Origin of the sequence: Bradyrhizobium barranii subsp. barranii (genome assembly GCF_017565645.3) — a bacterium.
Taxonomy (GTDB): Bacteria; Pseudomonadota; Alphaproteobacteria; order Rhizobiales; family Xanthobacteraceae; genus Bradyrhizobium; species Bradyrhizobium barranii.
The window spans coordinates 1,440,001-1,453,913 of record NZ_CP086136.1; the positions used below are offsets into that span (position 1 = coordinate 1,440,001).

General features: G+C 63.0%; 15 protein-coding genes and 1 pseudogene (1 of these 16 running past the window's edge). 8 read left to right on the forward strand and 8 right to left on the reverse strand.

What is annotated here, in order from left to right; translation table 11 throughout:
• On the forward strand, positions 1–152 hold the end of the coding sequence (locus tag J4G43_RS07040) for a hypothetical protein (RefSeq protein WP_225004703.1). 367 nt of this gene lie to the left of the window's left edge; only the last 152 of its 519 coding nucleotides appear in the window; its start codon lies beyond the left edge, outside the window; the stop codon is at positions 150–152.
• Here J4G43_RS07040 and istB read toward each other — a convergent pair.
• Both istB and istA read right to left on the reverse strand, forming a co-directional pair.
• Positions 149–916 (reverse strand): IS21-like element IS1631 family helper ATPase IstB, encoded by a 768-nt coding sequence (gene istB, locus J4G43_RS07045; RefSeq protein WP_038952109.1) that lies wholly within the window; start codon positions 914–916, stop codon positions 149–151. The two genes, J4G43_RS07040 and istB, sit on opposite strands and share 4 nt — an antisense overlap.
• Before the next feature lie 4 nt (positions 917–920).
• On the reverse strand, positions 921–2,678 hold the full coding sequence (gene istA, locus J4G43_RS07050) for an IS21-like element IS1631 family transposase (protein ID WP_100214066.1): 1,758 nt from the start codon (positions 2,676–2,678) through the stop codon (positions 921–923).
• Positions 2,679–2,784: 106 nt separating this feature from the next.
• On the opposite strand from istA, the pseudogene J4G43_RS07055 reads away from it, so the two are divergent.
• A pseudogene (locus J4G43_RS07055) lies at positions 2,785–2,934 on the forward strand (hypothetical protein); the annotation flags it as partial.
• A gap of 264 nt (positions 2,935–3,198) precedes the next feature.
• Here J4G43_RS07055 and J4G43_RS07060 read toward each other — a convergent pair.
• Both J4G43_RS07060 and J4G43_RS07065 read right to left on the reverse strand, forming a co-directional pair.
• Positions 3,199–4,290 carry a TRAP transporter substrate-binding protein gene (locus J4G43_RS07060; protein WP_208084349.1) on the reverse strand — a complete coding sequence of 364 codons (1,092 nt, stop codon included), beginning with the start codon at positions 4,288–4,290 and terminating at the stop codon, positions 3,199–3,201.
• Positions 4,291–4,619: 329 nt separating this feature from the next.
• Complete coding sequence (locus J4G43_RS07065; RefSeq protein WP_208084350.1) at positions 4,620–5,711, reverse strand: TRAP transporter substrate-binding protein; 1,092 nt, start codon at positions 5,709–5,711, stop codon at positions 4,620–4,622.
• 292 nt (positions 5,712–6,003) lie between these two features.
• On the opposite strand from J4G43_RS07065, the gene J4G43_RS07070 reads away from it, so the two are divergent.
• The 6 genes from J4G43_RS07070 to J4G43_RS07095 all read left to right on the forward strand — a co-directional run bounded on the left by J4G43_RS07070 (position 6,004) and on the right by J4G43_RS07095 (position 10,258).
• A complete protein-coding gene (locus tag J4G43_RS07070) occupies positions 6,004–6,789 on the forward strand; it encodes an NAD-dependent epimerase/dehydratase family protein (protein ID WP_225004705.1) in 786 nt (261 codons plus the stop codon).
• 84 nt (positions 6,790–6,873) lie between these two features.
• On the forward strand, positions 6,874–7,296 hold the full coding sequence (gene tnpA / locus J4G43_RS55875; protein WP_018273743.1) for an IS66-like element accessory protein TnpA: 423 nt from the start codon (positions 6,874–6,876) through the stop codon (positions 7,294–7,296).
• Entirely contained in the window at positions 7,293–7,649 is a 357-nt protein-coding gene (tnpB, locus tag J4G43_RS07080) for an IS66 family insertion sequence element accessory protein TnpB (protein WP_018273742.1), read from the forward strand. The genes tnpA and tnpB overlap by 4 nt, the downstream gene beginning before the upstream one ends.
• A gap of 50 nt (positions 7,650–7,699) precedes the next feature.
• Positions 7,700–9,250 carry an IS66 family transposase gene (gene tnpC, locus J4G43_RS07085; RefSeq protein WP_035681142.1) on the forward strand — a complete coding sequence of 517 codons (1,551 nt, stop codon included), beginning with the start codon at positions 7,700–7,702 and terminating at the stop codon, positions 9,248–9,250.
• Entirely contained in the window at positions 9,247–9,897 is a 651-nt protein-coding gene (locus J4G43_RS07090) for a UPF0149 family protein (RefSeq protein WP_063712394.1), read from the forward strand. Before tnpC ends, J4G43_RS07090 begins: the two co-directional genes overlap by 4 nt.
• A gap of 64 nt (positions 9,898–9,961) precedes the next feature.
• The gene (locus J4G43_RS07095; RefSeq protein ID WP_225004707.1) at positions 9,962–10,258 is read left to right on the forward strand and encodes a hypothetical protein; all 297 of its coding nucleotides are present in this window, start codon (positions 9,962–9,964) and stop codon (positions 10,256–10,258) included.
• A gap of 204 nt (positions 10,259–10,462) precedes the next feature.
• On the opposite strand, the gene J4G43_RS07100 is transcribed toward J4G43_RS07095, so the two are convergent.
• From J4G43_RS07100 to J4G43_RS07115, 4 genes are all read right to left on the reverse strand, one after another.
• Positions 10,463–10,840, reverse strand: a complete 378-nt coding sequence (locus tag J4G43_RS07100; protein ID WP_208084351.1) for a hypothetical protein — start codon at positions 10,838–10,840, stop codon at positions 10,463–10,465.
• Positions 10,841–10,915: 75 nt separating this feature from the next.
• The gene (locus J4G43_RS07105; protein ID WP_208084352.1) at positions 10,916–11,110 is read right to left on the reverse strand and encodes a hypothetical protein; all 195 of its coding nucleotides are present in this window, start codon (positions 11,108–11,110) and stop codon (positions 10,916–10,918) included.
• A gap of 436 nt (positions 11,111–11,546) precedes the next feature.
• On the reverse strand, positions 11,547–12,854 hold the full coding sequence (locus J4G43_RS07110) for an NAD(P)H-dependent oxidoreductase (protein WP_208084353.1): 1,308 nt from the start codon (positions 12,852–12,854) through the stop codon (positions 11,547–11,549).
• A gap of 142 nt (positions 12,855–12,996) precedes the next feature.
• Complete coding sequence (locus J4G43_RS07115; RefSeq protein ID WP_208084354.1) at positions 12,997–13,797, reverse strand: phytanoyl-CoA dioxygenase family protein; 801 nt, start codon at positions 13,795–13,797, stop codon at positions 12,997–12,999.
• Positions 13,798–13,913 lie beyond the last annotated feature (116 nt).

Below are 13,913 nucleotides of genomic sequence, written 5' to 3' on the forward strand. Positions count from 1 at the left end.
AGAAATATGTCGGCACCGAAGCCGTCATCAAGGCGCAGATCGCGCAGGTCCAGGCCGACAAGAAGATGCCGGCCCCCGCGGGTCACTTCAAATTCCTCCGGGTGTGGTCAGTCAAATTCCTCCACCCGCGAGGCAGGACAAGGGACTGTTAGTTTGAGTTTGTTTCCCGGGCAAGAGCTTCAGCGGCTTCTTTGAGCCGATAGCTGCGTCCGTCGAACTCAAGCAGATGGCAATGATGCATAAGGCGATCGAGGATCGTCGTGCTCATAGTGTTGTCCCCAAGGTATGCCCCCCAATCCTGCACGACGCGATTGGAGGTGACGATGACGCTGCGGCGCAGTTTGTAACGCTGATGGATCAGGGTCTGCAGCAAAGTGCCGGCGTCGTCGGGGATGGCGCGTGCGAGGAATAGATCGTCCAGCACGAGGAGATCGCAGTCGATGATGGTTCGCAGCCGGACCTCGCGTTGTGCCGGAGAGTTCAGGGCGTAGCGGTGGAAGAAGTCGTCGGTCTCAAGATACTGGACCTTGTGGCTTTGCAGGATCGCCTGATAGGCAATCGCCTTGGCGATGTGCGACTTCCCGGTGCCAGGTTTGCCAACAAGCAGAGCGTTCTCGCCAGCGGCAATGAACGCCAGGGTGTGGAGCTGGAAGCAGGTCTGACGTGGCAGTTTGGGATTGAAGGACCAGTCGAACTCGGCGAGCGTCAGCTTTTCGTCGAGCCCGGATTGCTGGTATCGCCGCTCGATAAGACGGGACTGACGACGGTCCAGTTCATCCTGCAGGATAAGGGAGAAGGTCTCGAGGAAGGGCTGGTTGGCGCCCTGCGCCTGGAGCACGCGCGTCTGCAGCGTGTCGCGGACACCCGACAGGCGCAGCTGTCGTAGGCAACGCTCAATTTCCGGCATGGTCATCATGTGGCTAGGTCTCCAGTTTAAGGTGAGAAGGTGCAGCGGGAGCGCTCGTGGCGCCGGAGTTGGCCGGGGTTGCGCAGGCGACACGAGCGCGGATTGCCGTGGCGTGATCGTCGTGAGCCTCGGCCTGCCGACCATTGTCGTCGGCGTCGCGCCGCACAGCGCGGCTGAAGAGGTCGCCGTATTCCGCGGGGGTACGGATCAGCGGATGATCCTGGGTGAGCGGCGATGCCGGCTGTGGCGTCACTCCAACCTGCTCGATCGCCTGTTCGAACAACCGCTCGACGGTCGCACGCACGTGCTTGTAGCGGTAGATGCGGTTGTCGATGGCGTGCGCGCAGGCCTGCTCGACCAGCCGCGCCGGATACTTCCGGCCCAGCCCGACAATGCCCCACATCGCGCGCTGTCCGGGGCGCCCTTCGGTGTCGAACACCTGCTGGCACAAGGCCCTGGTCTGCGGTCCGATGCGCTCGGCGCTCGCCAGCAGCACGGCGGTTTGCCGCGACGGGTTGAACGGCCGTTCGCTGGTCGGCAGGACGACAGAACCGGGGTGCGCCATCCGGGAATGAACACGCAGCAGCGCACGGGTGTGGCGATCACGGATCTCGATCGTGGTGGTGTAGATGCGCACGACGACCTGGCTGCCGATCGGCGCGGGCCGCGCGGCGTAATAGCTGTTGTCGACGCGTACGGTGGTGTCGTCGCAGACAGTCCGGACGACTTCGGTGAAGATGCGGAAGGGAGCGACAGGCAGCGGCCGCAGGTGCGGCTTCTCTTCCTGGAACATCGCCTCGACCTGACGGCGCGTGCTGCCGTGGATGCGTTTGGAAGCCCAGTTCTCCTCCCAGTGCCTCAAGAACTCGTTTTGCGCCTCCAGCGTCTCGAAGCGCCGTCCGGCCAGCGCAGTGCCCTGGGTATGTTGAATCGCATTCTCGACGCATCCTTTCCGATTTGGATCGGCCACGCGCGCGGGATCGGCGACCACGGCGTAATGAGCCAGCATCGCGCTGTAAATCGGGTTGAGCTGGGGCTCGTACAAATCCGGCTTGAGGACGCCTTCCTTCAGGTTGTCGAGCACGACATAGCTGGGGACCCCGCCAAAATACCGGAACGCCTCTTCGTGGAGCTGCGCCCAGACTTGTTGGCTGGACTTCCAGACTACCCGCCGGAAGCTGCGCCGCGAGTAGCGTAGCGTCATCACGAACAGGCGGGGACGACGGTACCGCCCGCTCTTCGGATCAACCGTCGGCGCGCCCTCGCCATAGTCGACCTGAGCTTCCTCGCCGGGGAGGAACTCAAGACGATCAAACTGCTCAGGATCAGCGTGCCGCAACCGGCGCACAAACCGCTTGACACTCTGGTAGCTGGACGGAAAGCCAAATTGATCAACCAGGTCCTGGTAAATCGCCTGCGCGTTCCGCTTCAGCCGGACCTGTTCTTCGATCCACGTCCGATGCGCTTCGCAAGCCGAACGGGCCAGGCTGCTGGTGACCGTCGCTTCCGATGTCCCAAAAGCCGGTGGTCGGGGTGGAGGAATTTGGCCGTCCGCGCTCACCGAGCCGGTGGTCACTTCCCCGGGGGAATTTGCCTCCGCACCGGCCCGCAGCGCCTGATAACGCCGGATCGTCTTGCGATCGACACCCGTCAGCCGGTGAATCTCGCGCTGGCTGGTGTTGCGATCAAGTAATGTAAGTACGGTGCTTTGCAGATGTCGCTTCAAGACGTTCAACTCCCCGGCCCCTTGCTGGCTAAAGGGGTCGAACATAAACGTCCTGCCTGACCGGCTACTGCTGTTCAGCGGCGCTGACGGCGATCATCAGGTGGGGGAGTTTCAAGTGACCATACCCGGGGGATTTTGACCGACCCACGGGGTGCCGGCCAAGGACAAGAAGGAAGCGCTCGATGAGCTCAACGAAGCGCTGAAGACGCCGGCGCCGCAGGTCGAGAACAAGGCCAACATCGATCTGGTCGGCAAGTACTACGACAAGCTGGTTGCCGCGCTGGGTGACGATCAGAACTGAGCGCTATTACGGCAAGCGCCCGCCACACTCACAGCTGTCATGCCCCGGCTTGACCGGGGCATCCAGTACGCCGCGGCCGATGTGGCGAGAGCGAGCCCTCCAATATGGGCCTCTGGAGTACTGGATCGCCCGGTCAAGCCGGGCGATGACAGCTTTGGTGTGGTTCGGGCTCTCGCCTTATCGCGCTCTTGATCCCGAAACAAAAAGCCCCGGAGACATCTCCGGGGCTGTCGTCGTTTGTGGCGCTGCGCTTCGCTTAACGCCTCACGTCCGCGTCCGCATCCGCATCATGAAGCTGTCGTAGCTGAGCTCTGCCACCTGCATCCAGGCGAGCGACTCGTTCCTGAAGGCCGACAGGCTCGTGTACATCTTGTTGAAGTGCGGATTGGTCTTGCTGAGATCGGCGTAGATCTCGTTGGCGGCGTTGTAGCAAGCCTCGAGCACTTCCTGCGGGAACGGCTTCAGGATCGCGCCGGCCACCAGCAGACGCTTCAGCGCCGGCGGGTTGACGTAGTCGTATTTGCCGGTGACCCAGGTGAAGGTGTCGCGTGACGCCATCTCGACCACGGACTGATAGTGCTTCGGCAGCGCGTTCCACTTGTCGCGATTTATGACGTTGTGGCCCTGGCCGGTGCCTTCCCACCAGCCCGGATAATAATAGTATTTCGCGACCTTCACGAAGCCGAGCTTCTCGTCGTCATAGGGCCCGACCCATTCGGCGGCGTCGATCGTGCCCTTCTCCAGCGCCGGATAGATGTCGCCGCCCGCGATCTGCTGCGGCACGCCGCCGACCTTGGCGATGATCGTGCCGGCGAAGCCGCCGACGCGGAATTTCAGTCCCCTGAAATCATCCATCGACTTGATCTCCTTCCGGAACCAGCCGCCCATCTGGGCGCCGGTCGAGCCGGTGGGAATGCCGACCGTGTTGTATTCCTTCAGCAGGTCGTTGAGCATTTCCGTGCCGCCGCCGAACAGCAGCCAGGAGATATGCGCCCGCGTGTTCAGTCCGAACGGCAGCGAGGTGCCGAACGTGAAGGCGGGGTTCTTGCCCCAGTAATAATACAGCGCCGTGTTGCCCATCTCGACCGTGCCGTTCGACACCGCGTCGAGCACCTGCAGGCCCGGCACGATCTCGCCGGACGCGAACGGCTGGATCTGGAATTTGTTATCTGTGGCCTCGGCCACGCGCTTGCAGAAATATTCGCAGCCGCCATAGAGCGTATCGAGCGCCTTGGGCCAGCTCGCGGCGAGCCGCCATCTCACTTCCGGCGAAGATTGCGCGATGGCCGGCGCAGCAACCGCTGTGCTCGCCGCCAGGCCAGCGCCTGTCACTTTCAGAAATTCACGACGTTTCATGCGTATCCCTCCGTTGTGCCGATTGCTCGACTAAGGGAACGATCTTCGTGTCGTCTTTTGCTTCGCCGAGAACCGAGCTTGTCTTTGGTGAAGGTGTGAGCGTGTCCGACGGCCCTTCAGGGCTCTTTGTGGATCCCGTACGTTGCGGTTCCGGCCATCAGGATGACCGGTCGCTTTGCGATAATCAAGCGTCGTCGGAACGCTCGCAGTTGCGAAGCCGATTGGGACAACCAGGTTTGGTCCGAAACCAGAACCAAAGCACGTAAAACCCGGAGATGGCAGCATCTCCGGGGCTTCTCCGTCTTTAGTCGTGTGAGCCGCTCAGCGCCTCACGTCTTGGTCCGCATCCGCGCCATGAAACTGTCGTAGCTCAGCTCGGCCACCTGCGTCCAAGGCAACGAGTCATTCTTGAACGCGGTCATGCTCGCATGCATCTTGCCGAAATGCGGATTGGTCTTGGACAGGTCCGCATAGATTTCGTTGGCGGTGTTGTAGCACGCCTCGAGCACTTCCTGCGGGAAGCCCTTGAGGATCGCACCGTTCACGATCAGCCGCTTCAGCGCCGGAGCATTCACCGCATCGTACTTGCCGGTGATCCAGGTGAAGGTGTCGCGTGACGCCGCGTCGATCGCCGCCTGGTAGTGCTTGGGCAGCGCGTTCCACTTCTCGATGTTCATGATGTTGTGGCCCTGGCTCGTGCCTTCCCACCAGCCGGGATAGTAGTAGTACTTCGCGACCTTGGCGAAGCCGAGCTTCTCGTCGTCATAGGGACCGACCCACTCGGCCGCGTCGATGGTGCCCTTCTCCAGCGCCGGATAGATGTCGCCGCCGGCGAGTTGCTGCGGCACGCAGCCGAGCTTGGCGAGGATCGTGCCGGCGAAGCCGCCGATGCGCATCTTCAGGCCCTTGAGGTCGTCGACCGTCTTGATCTCCTTCCTGAACCAGCCGCCCATCTGCGCGCCGGTCGATCCGGTCGGGATGCCGTAGACGTTGTGCTCTTTCAGGAGGTCGTTGACGAGATCCTGTCCGCCGCCCCACAGCAGCCAGGAAATCTGCTGGCGCGTGTTCAAGCCGAACGGGAGGGCGGTTGCGAACGTGAATGCGGGGTTCTTGCCCCAATAGTAATAAAGCGCGGTATTGCCGATCTCGACCGTGCCGTTCGACACGGCGTCGAGCACCTGCAGGCCCGGGACGATCTCGCCCGCCGCAAAAGGCTGGATCTGGAATTTGTTGTCGGTAATGTCGGCGACCTGCTTGCAGAAATATTCGCAGCCGCCATAGAGCGTATCGAGGGCTTTCGGCCAGCTCGTGGCGTAGCGCCACCTGACCTCGGGCGACGACTGCGCGATCGCGGGCGCAGCCACTGCTGTGCTCGCGGCCAGGCCGACGCCTGTCACCTTCAGAAAATCACGACGTTTCATGCGCATCCCTTCCATTGCGTCGATGCATCGACCAGGGAACGATCTTGCTGTCGTCTTGTCTTCGTCGAGGATCGACGTTCTCTTGTTGAGATTTGTTTGAGCGTTTCCGAATGGCCCTGATGGGCTCTTGTTGCTGGAAGCCGAGCGTTGCGGTTCCGTCAGCAAGGATGACCGGACGCCCTGCGATAATCAAGCCTGATGCCTTCCTCGCAAGTGCGAACGCGGGCCAGACGCAAGTCGGAACCATCAGCGATCTGCTACGCGATTAGGCAATAACAAGGGAGGCTCGCGCATGACGGGCAAAAAGGTCGTGGTCGCTGGGGCAACCGGTCTCGTCGGCAACGCCGCGTTGCGACACTTCGGCACATCCGAGCCTTCAGAAGTTGTGGCGCTGTCGCGACGCAAGCCGCGCCACCTCTACGGCGCCCGCCACGTCCCGATCGACCTTACCAGCGAAGCCGATTGCCGCCGTGCCGCGGCCGAGCTTCAGGGCGCCACCCATTTGATCTACGCCGCGCTCTACGAGGCGCCACAGCTCGTCGATGGTTGGCGCGATCCGCAGCAGATCAAGACCAATGATCTGATGTTGCGCAATTTGATGGCCGCGCTCGAGCCGATGGCGCCAGACCTCAAGCATGTCGCCTTGCTGCAAGGCACCAAAGCCTATGGCGTTCACGTCCGCCCCTTGACGGTGCCGGCGCGCGAAGGCCGCTCCGAGATGTACGAGCAGCCCAACTTTTATTGGGCGCAGGAAAATTTCCTGCGCGAGCTCCAGGCCGGGAAAGCCTGGCACTGGAGCATCTTGCGCCCCGTTCTGATCGTCGGCCTCGCCATGGGGGGCGCCATGGATCTGATCCCGCCGCTCGGCGTCTATGCCGCGATGCTGCGCGAGCAGGGCAGGCCGCTCGATTTTCCCGGCGGCGCCGCGCGGGTGGCGCAGGCCGTCGACGTCGATCTCCTCGCGCGCGCGATCGCCTGGTCGGGCGAGGCCAAGGCGGCACAGAACGAAGCCTTCAACGTCACCAATGGCGATGTCTTCACCTGGGAAAACATCTGGCCCGCGGTGGCCGACGGATAGCGGTACGACGACCCCACCTCGTTTAGGTGGACGGGATGAGCGAGACTCGCGCGTGGATTTGACAACGCGAGGGACGCTCGTTCCATGCATCAAGACAGACATCAAGACGGGCATGATGCCGCCTCCTATCAGCGGATCGAGGTGATCACAGGGGAGAGGCGACGGCGCAGTTGGAGCGATGCGGAGAAGGCGCGGATCGTGGCCGAGAGTGCCGATCCGGAGACGAGCATTTCCGAGGTGGCTCGACGCAACGGGGTGAACCGGGGACTGCTCAGTGTGTGGCGGCGCCAGGCGCGGCTCGCGTCGAGCGAAGCGCCGCAGTTCGTGCAAGTCAGGCTCGAGGCCGCCGTCGAGGCGCAGCCGAACGCGATCGATAAGGCGCATGTTCTGACGGATCCGGCCGAGCGGATCGAGGTGATGATCGCGGGCGCGACGGTGCGCGTGCCCGTCGGCGTCGACGCCGCGACGCTGGAGCGCGTGCTGGCGGCGGTGAGATCGACGCGATGATCTCTTTCGGTCCAATGGTCCGTGTGTTCGTCGCGACGCAGCCGATTGACTTTCGTAAAGGCGTTCATGGCCTTGTCGCGCTGGTAGCGGAGGGATTAGGCGGCAAGCCCTACAGCGGTGACGTTTATGTCTTCCGATCGAAGCGATCGGATCGTTTGAAGCTACTGGTTTTTGACGGCTCGGGAATGGTTCTAGCGACGAAGTGGCTGGAGAATGGGGGCTTTGCCTGGCCACCTGTTCGCGAGGGTACGATGCCGGTGACGGGGGCGCAACTGGCGATGCTGATTGAAGGTCTTGCGGAGTGGTCGCGTGTGGTCCCGAAGGTGACGAAGCGGCCGACGAAGGTTGCCTGAAGCGTCTTGTTTTGCTGGCGATTGCGAGTGCGTTCGTGTAGCTCTGCGATATGGCGCTTCGCCCCGAAGATCTCCCCTCTGACCCTGCGGCTCTTGCCGAGATGGTGCTGGCTTTCGAAGGCGAGAACGATGATCTGCGCGCAGAGATCGCCACGTTGAAGAGCCTGATCTTCGGCGCACGATCGGAGCGCGCGGCGATCGTCTGCGCCGAACAGATCGCGTTTGATCTGGAACGGACCGCCGGCTCACAGCTCCCGGCCAATGACGACAAACCGGACGCGCCGCGGCCGGAGCGGCGCAAAGCGAAGCGCAACATCGGCGCGCTGCCGGCGCATCTGCCTCGGGTCGAGCGGGTGATCGAGCCGGCGTCCACGCTGTGCCCGTGCTGCACGGGTCAGATGCATCGGATCGGCGAGGAGAGCAGCGAAGCGCTCGATCGGGTTCCCGCGTGGCTGCGTGTGCTCCGCACGATCCGTCCAAAATACGCCTGCCGCTCCTGTGAGGGCCCGATTGTCCAGGCCCCGGCACCGGCGCGGCTCGTCGAGGGCGGCATGGCAACGACGGCGCTGATCGCGCATATCGCCGCGGCCAAATATGCCTGGCAATCGACGCTCTATCGCCAGACGCAGATCCTGGCGGGTCAGGGTGTCGTCGTCGACCGTCAGACGCTGGCGCGCTGGATGGGGAGCGCGGCGTGGCTGGTCAGGGGCCTCTACGATCTGCAACTGAAGACTATGCACGGCTTCGAGCGGCTGTTCTGCGACGAGACGCCGATGCCAGTGCTCGATCCGGGACGCGGCCGCACGAGGATCTGCCAGTTCTGGGCGCACGCGACGGACGATCGGGCGTGGAAGGGGCCGGCGCCGCCGGCGGTCGCCTACGTGTTCGCAGGTGGTCGCGGCAAAAAGGAGATCGTGGCGCAGTTAGCCGGCTTCGAAGGCGTGCTGCAAGTCGACGGCTATGCCGCCTACGCCTCGCTGGCGGGCGATGCGATGATGTCGGGCCAGATCCAGCTGGCGTATTGTCTCGTTCACGCGCGCCGCAACTTCGTGAGGGTGCACAAGACGACGAACTCACCCTTCGCCGCGGAGGTCATCGAGCGCATTGCGGCCGTCTACGCGATCGAGGAGAGGATCCGCGGTCTCGATGCTGGGGAACGCCGCGCGACGCGACAGGCCGAGACGAAGCCGCTGATGGAGGCGTTGAGGGCCCGTCTGATCGCGGTGAAGGACGGGATCTCCCGCCGCTCGACGCTCATCAAGGCGATCGACTACATGCTCGAACGCTGGCAGGGCCTGACGACGTTCCTGGATGACGGGCGGCTCGAGCCGGACACCAACACGGTCGAACGATCGATCAGGCCAATTGCGATCGGAAAAAAGAACTCGTTGTTCAGTGGTGACGAAGGCGGGGGCGAGACCTGGGCGATACTCGCTTCGCTTCTTAACACAGCGAAATTGAATGGCCTCGACCCCGAGGCGTATCTCGTCGACGTTCTCGATCGCATGGTGAGCGGCGCCACGAAGACCAACCAGCTTCACGAACTTCTGGCCTGGAACTGGAAGGCCGCACGCGAAGCCGAAAAGCGGGCCGTGGCATGACGAAGCCGAAGCAAGGGCGGGGAACGCGAAAAGCACGCAAGACGACGATGGCGGACTATGCCATGTCGTTCGAACGGCTCGGGCAATGGATCAGCAAGCGCGCCAGGTCGCCGACGCTTCGGCATCCGCGGGCGACGTCGCTCTCCATGCTCGATGGCGCGGTGGCCGCGGTCGTCGCCGGGCCGGTCTCGATGGCGTCCGAGGAATGGGTGTGCCCGCTCCTCGGCGTAGATCCCGACGCCTTCAATCACGACACCGAGGAGTTCTCGGCAATCGCCGCCACGCTGATGCGCCACAACGCTATCAGCGAGACGCTGTCGACGAGACCGGAGAGCTTCGAGCCGCTGTTCGTGCGATCACCGGACGGCGAAGTCGACCCGCAGCCCTGGTGCATGGGCTTCTACGCCGTCATGAAGCTTCGGCTTCTCGTCTGGTCGCGGCTTCTCCCCCCGAATGGAACCGAACACCTTATGCTGCGGCCGATCTTGGTCCATTGCATCGACGACGCCGGTCGACCCTTGCTACCCCCGGCCCGGCGCACGCTGGGAACGCAGCCCATCATCCAAAACGCCTGGCGCAACATTCCAGCAACCGTCGAGGCCCTCCGGCAGTTCTGGATGCCTATACGCTTCAAGCGCGGTGCGTAGGCCGTCCGCACCAAGTCCGTGGCTCCGTGGGCCTCTCGTACCGTTTACGGCCGACGCGCTGGAGATGAAGCCCGGCAAGCCGATCCCGCTATCGCTCGCCAAGGAGTTTCCCAATTGGGTCTCTTCTTGGGACGCGTTGCGACGCAAGCATGACCTGGTGTCGCCGGACCTCGCCGACTTCGTCGGCCTGTCGTTCCAATACGCCGATTACAGCATGCGCTACGGCCAGACCGAGTCCGGTCCGCCCTCGATCGTCTCGACCGTGAAGATCAACCGCGCCGGCTTCACCGAGATGATGGACACCGAGGACATGTTCCGGAAGTGGTTCAAGCAAGCCAAAGATAGCCGGCTGCTTCCATAGAGATCGTTACTACGAAGGCCCGCCGCCCGCTCGAAGCACTGGTGACGGTACGCGACCTCGATCCGGAGATCGGGGTCGTTCGTACACCCAGTCGTGCACCCACCGCGCGATCTGGATGCTAATTCTCGGCGAGAGCCACAAGCCAGCACAAAACAGGCGGCCCCTTTGGGGCCGCCTGAGCTGTTTAACGTCAGAGCAGATGACCTACTGGCAGAGATGCTGGAGGCCGTCGCTACCCTTGAAATAGGTGCCGGGCCGGCAGACGATGCCGTTGCGGGCAGCATACGTACTCCAGCTGCCGTTCCAGCCCATCTCGCCGTACGACATGCCGGGCGACATGGCGTAGGAATTGCCCCAGTTGCCGACAGTCGCGTCCGCCGCTGCCGGCTGGCGATATGCCGTTCGCCGAGTTGATGGCCGAACCCGATAGTCGGGGGTGGTCCCCGTTCCAAGACCCGTGCAGCTGGCGAATTCAGCTTGGCATGCGTCCGGATTGGAGTTGTACCACTGCGCCTGTACAGCAGAGCTGGACAGGGCAGATGCCACAACAACGACCGCACCAACAATTTTCAGATTTATCATGGATTGCTCCTTACGGTTGGACCGTGGTGCAAGATGCCACGTGTGTCAGTACCCGTTTTTTTTGCGCGCAAAACATCAAATCGACGTGACACGTTGGGCGAGCACGAACAGAACGAGCATCCCGGTGTCATCCTTCGCGACCATCCTGACACTGCTCGGCCCGGCCATTGGCTTCTCGGGGCTATCAATCGCTGTGACCAGCGCAAGAATTTCGAGGAGGCCGAAGCCAAGGCCATCGTGGTCGAAGAGGACGCAACCTGCTGCGATCATGAGTCCGCATATGGTTGGACATGGCGCGGGCTGCGGCCGATGCCGGCTTTTGATCGAGAAGCCGAACTCATGGTTCAACATTCACCGCTTTGGCATAGCTACACTTCATCTATAATTCTCTCCCGTGGATCAGCTACAGGAGGCAAGAATGAAGCGATCAATTGCCTTGTCAGCGTCACTAATTATTGGCTTCTCAATTGGAAGCAATGCAGGCGCGAGTGCTGCAACTTACTGCCGACACGTTGGCTATCCCGCCAATTGTGGCGTTCGGACCGGCGTCATAGTCGCGCCAACCCGTGATGTTCGCGGATTGCCACCATCAATTGATGCGGGCCCGAGCGGCGTTATAAGGCAGGACTTGTTCGCAAGGAATAATCCGAACAATTTGCGATCGGATTGGCCCAGTCCACCCGCTCAACCGGGGCAGTTCTAGCCGCTATTTCGCGAATGCCGTCTCCATTGCCTTTCGCGTCTTGATCGTCTCGTTGTTAGCGTCGAACTCGACGTCGCTCCAGCGCACGATCTCGCCATGGGCGACGTCGTGCTTCAGCTTCAGGCGATGTGCGAGACCGATCGGTAGGGCGCCTGCCTTCAGGCTCGCGGCCGCCGGCACCAGCTTGCCCCACACGGTGTAGCCGCCTTCGCCGTCCAGCATCTCGCCGGCGCGCAGATTGCGCTTGGCCACGGCGGCAACGTCGCCGCGGAAGCCATAGGGCTGGCCGGTCGGCTCGCCCCGCAGCGCCGCCGACAGGATCGAGATGTTCAGCTCGAGCCCGATCAGATGGTACGGCTTGTACATCGCCGCAAAGCGTCCGCTGCCGTCGGTCTTCAGGCCGTATTGCCTGAAGCAATCAGCGGCATAGTCGTTCGGCGCCTCCAGCACGACATAGACGCCCCAGCGCAAATCGCGAAACACCGGCCGGCCGTCGCGCTCGAGTGACGACACCACCTCCACCACGCCCGACCGTTCCAGCACGCCGCCCTTGTCGCTGGGGCGCATGACATGCGGCAAATCGTCGACGCCACAGGGCGGAAACAGCAAGCCGCTCGCGGGCACGTCGAGCCCGCAGGCATTGGCGATAGCCGCCATCTCGATCGCCGATTTGGTGCCGTCGAGGAAGGAGTTGAACATCTGTGGGTTCATGCCGGCCGACTGCGCTTCGCCCGCGGTCAGGCCGTAATGCTGCCAGACGCCGTCGGGCGTCACGTCGTGATAGGCCGGCAGATACTTCGTGCCCTTGCCGGCCGCGACCACGCGAAAACCGGTGGCGCGCGCCCAGTCGACCATCTCGGCCGTCAGCGCCGGCTGGTCGCCATAAGCGAGCGAATAGACCACGCCCGCCTTCCGTGCTTCCTCGGCGAGCAGCGGGCCCGCCAGCACGTCGGCCTCGACATTGACCATCACGATATGCTTGCCCGCCGCGATCGCAGCGCGCGCGTGCCTGATGCCGACGGCGGGATTGCCGGTCGCTTCAACGACGACATCCATCGCGCCGCCCGCAATGGCGCGTGCGCCATCATCGGTGAAGACGGTGGCCGCGATCCGCTCGGCGCTCCAGCCCACCGTGCGGCACGCTTCACGGGCACGGTCGCGATCGATATCGACGATGATGGGCACCTCCAACCCCGGCGTGTGCGGCACCTGCGCCAGAAACATCGAGCCGAACTTGCCGGCACCGATCAGCGCGACACGGACAGGCTTGCCGGCGGACGCGCGGGCCTGGAGGAGGCGGAAGAGGTTCATGGGGGATGTCCTGAGTGCAACAATCAAATCTCGTCATTCCGGGGCGACGCGCAGCGTCGAGCCCGGAATCCATAACCACGATCGGGAGTATGGATTCCGGGCTCGCGCCCAAGAAGGCGCGCCCCGGAATGACAGTGAGAACTTACTCCGCAGCTTGCCGCGGTGCCCGTGCCAGCCGCACCAGCGCATCATCGTCCACCGTCTTGATCGGCGCAAAATCGCGATGCGCGATGTACTCAGGGCGCGTCGGTGTGCGGATGTAGTTCGAGACCGCGTTCAGCGTCAGGTACACGATCTTGCGCGGGTAGGGCGTGATGTTGCCGGCCGAGCCGTGCACGAGATTGCCGTGGAACATCAGCATGCCGCCCGGCTTGCCTGTGGGCGCAACGATGCCGCCCTGCTTGACCAGCCGCGTCACGGTCTCTTCGTCCAGCGTCCACAGCGGGTAGGACGTCGTCGAGAGATCATGGGAGGCCTGGAGGTCGCCGGCGTTCTGGCTGCGCGGCACCAGCATCAGGGGGCCGTTGATCGGCATCACCTCGTCGAGGAAGATCGCGATGTTCATCGCACGCGGCTCCGGCATGCCGTCGTCGCGCTTCCAGGTGCCGTAATCCTGGTGCCATTGCCAGACGTCGCCGGTGAAGGCCGATTTCGCGTTGATCTTGAACTGGTGCATGTAGACCGGCTCGCCGAACAATTGCTCGACCGGGTCGATCATGCGCGGATGCGCGCCCAGGATGCGGAATGCCTCGTTGTAGAGATGCGCGGCAAAGGCCGTGCGCGGCGCGCCGCTCTTCTCGCGCCAGACCTCGGGCCGATTGGCGTCATAGATGCCGACCGCCTCGCGCGCGAGGAAGTCGACCTCCTCCTGGCTGAACAATTCGGGGAGGAACAGCCAGCCCTCGCGATGGAAGAACTCCAATTGCTCCTGAGACAGTTTCATGGGTCGTCCTCCTATTTTGTTTATTTGTTTTCTCTCGTCATGGCCGGGCTTGACCCGGCCATCCACGTCTTTGCTCCACGTTCGCGAGAAGAACGTGGATGCCCGGGACAAGCCCG

What these genes read in the sequence shown, in the direction of transcription:
- J4G43_RS07065 (WP_208084350.1), bottom strand. Translation starts at nt 5,711, where the DNA reads ATGAAACGTCGTGATTTTCTGAAGGTGACAGGCGTCGGCCTGGCCGCG.
- J4G43_RS07090 (WP_063712394.1), top strand. Translation starts at nt 9,247, where the DNA reads ATGACGAAGCCGAAGCAAGGGCGGGGAACGCGAAAAGCACGCAAGACG.
- tnpB (WP_018273742.1), top strand. Translation starts at nt 7,293, where the DNA reads ATGATCTCTTTCGGTCCAATGGTCCGTGTGTTCGTCGCGACGCAGCCG.
- J4G43_RS07095 (WP_225004707.1), top strand. Translation starts at nt 9,962, where the DNA reads ATGAAGCCCGGCAAGCCGATCCCGCTATCGCTCGCCAAGGAGTTTCCC.
- J4G43_RS07115 (WP_208084354.1), bottom strand. Translation starts at nt 13,797, where the DNA reads ATGAAACTGTCTCAGGAGCAATTGGAGTTCTTCCATCGCGAGGGCTGG.
- tnpA (WP_018273743.1), top strand. Translation starts at nt 6,874, where the DNA reads ATGCATCAAGACAGACATCAAGACGGGCATGATGCCGCCTCCTATCAG.
- J4G43_RS07060 (WP_208084349.1), bottom strand. Translation starts at nt 4,290, where the DNA reads ATGAAACGTCGTGAATTTCTGAAAGTGACAGGCGCTGGCCTGGCGGCG.
- istB (WP_038952109.1), bottom strand. Translation starts at nt 916, where the DNA reads ATGATGACCATGCCGGAAATTGAGCGTTGCCTACGACAGCTGCGCCTG.
- J4G43_RS07110 (WP_208084353.1), bottom strand. Translation starts at nt 12,854, where the DNA reads ATGAACCTCTTCCGCCTCCTCCAGGCCCGCGCGTCCGCCGGCAAGCCT.
- J4G43_RS07100 (WP_208084351.1), bottom strand. Translation starts at nt 10,840, where the DNA reads ATGATAAATCTGAAAATTGTTGGTGCGGTCGTTGTTGTGGCATCTGCC.
- istA (WP_100214066.1), bottom strand. Translation starts at nt 2,678, where the DNA reads ATGTTCGACCCCTTTAGCCAGCAAGGGGCCGGGGAGTTGAACGTCTTG.
- J4G43_RS07105 (WP_208084352.1), bottom strand. Translation starts at nt 11,110, where the DNA reads ATGATCGCAGCAGGTTGCGTCCTCTTCGACCACGATGGCCTTGGCTTC.
- tnpC (WP_035681142.1), top strand. Translation starts at nt 7,700, where the DNA reads ATGGCGCTTCGCCCCGAAGATCTCCCCTCTGACCCTGCGGCTCTTGCC.
- J4G43_RS07070 (WP_225004705.1), top strand. Translation starts at nt 6,004, where the DNA reads ATGACGGGCAAAAAGGTCGTGGTCGCTGGGGCAACCGGTCTCGTCGGC.